The 6,376-nt window shown below is 46.3% G+C and carries 3 protein-coding genes; all 3 read right to left on the bottom strand.

Annotated elements, in window-relative coordinates; genetic code table 11:
- A partial coding sequence (locus PN462_RS20245) for a hypothetical protein (RefSeq protein WP_272130649.1) occupies positions 1-1,931 on the bottom strand: 1,931 nt, incomplete at its 3' end.
- Between the two features lie 480 nt (positions 1,932-2,411).
- Positions 2,412-4,283 (bottom strand): iron uptake porin, encoded by a 1,872-nt coding sequence (locus tag PN462_RS20240; RefSeq protein WP_272130648.1) that lies wholly within the window; start codon positions 4,281-4,283, stop codon positions 2,412-2,414.
- Positions 4,284-4,624: 341 nt separating this feature from the next.
- A complete protein-coding gene (locus PN462_RS20235; RefSeq protein ID WP_272130647.1) occupies positions 4,625-6,046 on the bottom strand; it encodes a PAS domain-containing sensor histidine kinase in 1,422 nt (473 codons plus the stop codon).
- Positions 6,047-6,376: the final 330 nt, after the last annotated feature.

Raw genomic sequence — 6,376 nt, 5'->3', positions numbered from 1 at the left:
TCATCATCGTCATCATCGTCATCGTCATCATCGTCATCATCGTCATCATCATCGTCGTCCATATCTTCGCCGTCATCATCGGCTTCATCAACAGACTCTTCTTCAGTTTCATCAACGACGGACTCTTCCTCAGTTTCCTCCATGGATTCTTCGTCAGTCTCCATTTGGCTATAGAGTTCTTCGGCCTCTTCTTCAGAAACTTCTTGCAGACCGACTAAACCGGGGAACATACGGCTTCCGGGACCATTTTTGACCCAGCCGACGCGACGACCCGGTAAAGAAGCAACCAGCACATCACGACCGCTAACCCGACCGGAGACAAAGCTCACGTTAGAGGAAGGAACGGAAACCGTGAAGATAGGAGCTTCTAACAGGGAGAAGGAAGTGGAGTCCACAAAGATGCTCGAAATACTGCCAGAGAACTTGATTTCTTCAACGAAGATTCGTGCTAACTTGCGAGTCCGAACGTCAGGATCACTGGTGTCTGCCTCTGGGTCAGCATCAAAGTCAATTTCACCGAAGTCCAGTTCAAAATCTGCACCATCCAGGAGAGCAAGGGTAAAGCCACCGATGGTGATGTTGGTGACATCGAGCTTAAAGTCAGAGCCTTCGGTTTCAGTAGTATTGCTGTTTACACTGACTGTGTTCGTGTTGTTAATGAACGTAACCGCTTCTTGAGCAGAGGCCGCATCGGTGATCTCGAAGTTATCGAAAGCAGAATCTAAATCTTCTGCCCCCGCCGCTAACAGGAAGTTAATATTCCCGCGCATTTGACCTTCAAGTTTATTGTCGTCTTGCTCAAACTCGAATGCAACCGACTGATCACCGTCGAGGTTGCTACCTGCAAAGGCTGCACCTTGGTCGCTTCCGTAGCTAAGAACCCCGCTTGCTTGACCTTTAATTTCGTAGTCAACGGTTTGACCTGCACTGGTGTCAATATCATTATTAGTTGCTGTGATATCACCAACTTTTTCACCATCAGTGAGAGCAAAGTCTAATACACCATTTTCACCGTTCAATTCAAAGGAGAAGGTTTCACCACCAACGGTTTCCACTTCAAACTCATTCACTTCACCGATGAAGCGCATATCCCGTTCACCATCGGTTTCATTGCGGAAGTCTAAGTCTTGTTCACGTTCACTGGTGCTAGTGCTGTCACTGGTGCTGTCAGTGGTACTGGTGCTATTGCTAGCAGTCGTGCTGTCACTGGTGCTGTCGCTGCTGCTACCAGAGGTATCAGCAAATGCAGCATCTTCGCCTTTGAATTCAAATTTGATTTTTTGTTGGAAGGCGAATTCGGGAGGAGTAACTAAACCGCCACCAGAGCTTCCTTGGAATTGAATGTTAGAAGGAAGATCAATCAAGCCCGTTTCGAGGCCAGCTTCCAAGCTACCAACCTCCATTGCCCCAGCACTGATTTGATTTTCCAGCAAAGAGTCTTCAGTGAGGTTTACGGGTAAGAACAGTTGAGGAATGCCGTCAAAGTTCAGACGAGTTCCCTCAAGGGTTTGGTTGGCACTGAAATTATTGACGTTGTAACCCAAGATTGTATCGACTTGGGAGAAGGGTACAAGCTGTCCTTGTTCAGTAAAACCAATACCCGATAAATTACCTCTGATTAATCCGGTATCACCACTGCTGACTGCACCATTGCTATCAGCATCTTTAAATCCACCTGTGGCAGTAGGAACAAAGGCCGGGTTGGTCAGTGTGCCGTTGGGACTGACAATGGTCAAACCGTTAACCCGCAGGTCAAACAGGGTGATGTCATCGCCTTCACTAGCACCACCTGGAACGAAGAAGGCTGCATCCCCTTCGAGTTGACCGCCTGTGACTTGGATTTGTGCTTCCGCAGCAGGAGAAGCGGCGAGTGCTAAACCTCCAGCGAGTCCTAAGAAAAGTGCTGTGTTACGAATACGTTTGGAAATCATGTTCAAACTCCTCTAATTGAGTCTTTTTGTGCAAGCAGGGAATAACTAAAAACTAAAACTGTCCAGATGATGCCCGATGGCGTTAGAAGTAACAGGCAGGATAATCAAAAGGGATGTAAGGGTAAAACTGTGTAAGTCTGAGTTTTTCGCCTGTTACTGGTTTTGACGTTCCCTTTCTCCTTGTGTTCCCAATTCTCGAAAATCTTTTTTAGAGATTGGGGAGTTTGGGCATTTCTTGGCTGCACTGACCCCCTGTGGGGGATAAATGTTCCCAAAATTCGTTGGGTGGGTTGAAACAAGTGGTGGGGAGATGGGGGAGATGGGGAAAACAAAAATATATATATTATTCCCGATTCCCGATTCCCTGTTCCCTATTCCACAAACCACAAACAACACATTGTTCATTGTCATAATAAAGAGACGTTCAAGCTAGGCTGGCTGAACGTCTCTGCTGATTCTACCGAGTCTATCGGTGGAATTTTAGAACGTGAAGGTGGTTCGCAGCGCACCAATGGTGATGGTGTCGTTGTTGCTGTTGTGTAAGGGGTTAAACAAGAAAACTACACCGGGAGTCAGACTAATGTTATCGGTGAGTTGAATCCGATAAAACCCTTCTAGGTGATAGGTGGTGTCCGGTTGTCCCCCTGGAGGGGCATTAAAGTTTCCTTGAGTAATGAAGCTGGGAATGTTTCGTCCGGTGGGTAAGTCACTGTCGGTAATGCGGGGGGGTTGCCCGAAGTAGAGTCCGGCGAGGTTGCCTTCTCCACCTAAATCGGGGAAGTTGAGGTAACTCATCCAGTTCCATGTTTCCACACTACCTGACCCTGCCTTATAGTCGGAGGTGGTAAAGCCTGCCCAACCACCAAAGGTGAAGTTTTGGCTTACCCGCCATTCTGCACTGAGTCCAAAGGCGTTGGTAGTCATGGGGGCGCGGAAGTCCAAGGGATTGGTATTCCCGATAATTAGTTGGTCGTCCCCGATTCCGGTTGATAAGAAACCGAAGGGATTGTAGGAGTTGATGTATTGGAGGGCGATGTCAATGTCAGGGTTGGGCGCGATCACCAATTGTCCGCCGAAGGTGGTTGTGCCGTTCTCACCACCGAATATCCCTCCATTTGTTGCATCAGCCGGAAGACCTGCGGCGTAAACTCCTTGGAAACTGAAGGCGGGGCTAATTTGCCAGTCAAAGCCAGCACCGCCACTGCCACGGCCAATGTTAATGATGGGGTTACGTTGGGCAAAGCGGGAGAGTGGCCCACTGCCTGCGCTTTCAATGCGGTTTGCACCCCGGAAGACGTTAACGGGGGCTATCCCACGGGGCCCAACCATAACGGCGAAGTTGTTGCCGATGAGATGACGATAGTTAAGGTCGGTTAAGCTCAGTTGATCTTCGCTGTCTCCTTCATAGGCTAAACCAACATAGTTAAATAGGGGACGGGTGGAGGGTCGCCCGCCACCTCCGGCTGTGATGGTTGAGCCATCTCCGACTTGAAAGCTGGTTAAGAGTAAGCTGCGGGGGCTGAATTGGGTGAAGAAACTTAATTGGCTGTTGTAAGTTAGCCCAATTTCGGTGTCTTTATCAACGAAGCGGTTGTTGTTGATAAAGAATTCGTTGTCGCTACTGCGGCCTTGTACCCCGACGATCGCTTGTCCAAAGAGTTTGGTGGTGGTGGAAAACTGGTTGTCTTCCATGAAGGTGGTGCGGGCTTCGAGGTTATCGACTCGTGTGCCGAGGTTGGCGAGTTCAACTTCAAATTCTTCTAGGAGACGACGGAGAATTTCTAGGTCTTCGCGGGTGGCGAGGTCGGCGGTTGCGTCGGCTAGGATGCGCTCCATTTGCTGGAGACAGGCGTTGAGTCCGGCGGCGAATTCGTAGCGGGAGAGGGCCCGGTTGCCGCGAAATGTTCCGTCGGGATATCCGGCTATACAGTTATATCGCTCAATGAGGGTGCTGAGGGCTTCATAGGCCCAGGCATCGGGGCTTACGTCTCGCAGTTGAAAGACGTTGTTGACTTGCCCCATGGGGGCTTGGTCGTCCTCTAGGGCGATTTGGGGTTGGTTTAAGGTTTGCGAGGCCGGGTTCTCTTGGAGAATGTCTTCGAGAGTCTGGGTGTTTTGTTGGTTGATGTTTTGGACGTTTTGGGGATTAAGTAGGTTGGAGTTTGTTTTGAGGCTTGCTGAGGTACTCAGGGAACTGAGGCTGTTTTTCTCTGCTGTTCCGAGTTCAGCGTTCGCGTTTTGGGCGATGTCTTGGGGACTAGCTACGGCGGATAGGGCGTTGGCTAGGATGGTTAATGTGGCGAATAGGAAGGCAGAAGATAGGGTTTTATCAAACAAAATAGGGGTTTTCACGGGTTTATAGACTCCTCACGATACCAACTTAATAGTTACACCTAGGCAGTGATTAGTGTATTACTGCCTAGTTGGAATGTAAATCATTTTAGAAACAATTGTTGAGTTTGACATCGGCTCAAGCGGAAAAGTTTTGTAACGAGTCAGGAATTCCCATGAGGTTATCCTCGGAGAGGGGCGGTATATGGCGGTTGTCTCGATTTTGAGTCCTGTGCCTTGTGCCGTATTCCTGAAGGTAAATGACAAGCGCGATCCCTCTTGGGAATCGCGCTTTTTTTCTTTTCCTAAAGTCAATAATTGGGCTTTTTTCCTCTCAACAGTTTTGTTTTCTGAGGCAAGGGTTAGGCTTCCGGATGAATCAGGGGAATTTTCATGATAAATTCTGTCCCTTGGGAGGGGGTGGTGTGACAGTCGAGTGTGCCGTGATGTTTGGTGACGATGATTTCGTGACTGATGGAGAGTCCTAACCCTGTCCCTTTTCCGGTGGGTTTGGTGGTGAAGAAGGAGTCGAAGATGCGATCGCGCACTTCCTCCGCTATCCCTTTTCCATTATCTCGGATAGAAACCGTGGCCCAATCTCCCTCTTGGGTAGTAGTGATCCAAAGGGTAGGTTTCCCAGGCACGTTGGAGGGTTCATCATCTTCTTTAGAAGTACGGAATTTTTCTTCAACTGCATCAATGGCATTGCCGATCAAATTCATAAAGACTTGGTTGAGTAATCCCCCAAACCCAATAATTCGATCTTTCAACCCGTCATAATCTTTAATCACTTCTACCCCAGGATAAGTCCCTTTAGCTTTCAGACGAGGCCGCAAGATCATTAAGGTGGACTCAATCCCCTGTTGTATATTAACAGGACTCAAATGCTGATCTTCGAGACGGGAAAAGTGTTTCAGAGATTGAACAATTTTACTAATGCGCTCTGTCCCCATCTGCATAGAATTTAAAATTTGGGGGAAGTCCTCAATTAAGAATTCTAAATCAATTTCTTCAGCTTCTTCAACAATTTCTTCCGGGGGATCAGGAAAATGTTTTTGATAAAGTTGAATTAAATGGATTAAATCTTCTGAATATTGATTAGCTGGGATTAAATTCCCACAAACAAAATTCACGGGGTTATTGATCTCGTGGGCAACTCCCGCCACTAATTGACCTAAACTGGATAACTTTTCTTGTTTTAAAAGTTGCTCTTGAGCTTGTTTGAGTTGTTCTTTTAATTGCTCTTTTTCTAAATCAATATTTTCAATATTTTGATGGGCAGTTTCAGGGGGTGATGCCAGAGCATCACTTTCATTTTTTGCAACTACAAACCCCTCATAATAAATCAAGTTGTTTTCTTCATCTTTAACTGCAAAAGCAGTTTGAGAGACCCAAATTTGATTACCATCTTGTCGATAAACTTGTAAGGGAAATTCAGTAATTTCTCCTTGCTCTTTGAGTATCTCAATAAATTTTTTATATTGTTGAAGGTTGCTATAAAGTTTTTCAGGGTGATGTTTTACTATATTTAAAAAAGTTTTTGGTGAATTATAACCGTAGAGATTGGTTAATGCCCCATTGACCTCTATATAGTTACCTTGTTCAGTTATTTTGAATGAACCTACAAGGGAACGGTCAAATAAATTTTTATACTGTGATTCAAAATATTTTCGCTTATTTTTTTCTCGCTCTAAATCCCGTCTAAGTTTTTTCAGTTCTTTTTCTTTTAATTCTTCTTCGACCGGACATTCCCTCTGATAATGAGGATTATCTAAAGAAACCATTTGTCCCTTCGAGGGAGGGTTAAGGGTATTTTCATGGCGAAATAACATAGGACAAACATGGACTTCACTATTCTCTACTTTATATTGTGAAGAAAATCTTGAGGAGTCGGCGTGATATTAGCAGTTACGAAATAGTGATCTTTAGAGAGATTGATTGTGAGGATTATCAGGCCTTATAAGTGATTGATTTCGACTAAAAATGTGATATCTGTCACCAGTCACCAGTTGTTACTCCCCATCTCCCCTATCTCCCCTATCTCCCCTATCTCTCCCATCTCCCCTATCTCCCCTATCTCCCCTATCTCTCCCATCTCCCCTATCTCCCCTATC

The organism is Spirulina sp. CS-785/01 (assembly GCF_028330525.1).
Lineage (GTDB): Bacteria > Cyanobacteriota > Cyanobacteriia > Cyanobacteriales > Spirulinaceae > JAQMSD01.
The sequence above is the reverse complement of the archived record's forward strand: the minus strand, read 5'-3'. Positions and strand labels throughout refer to the sequence as shown.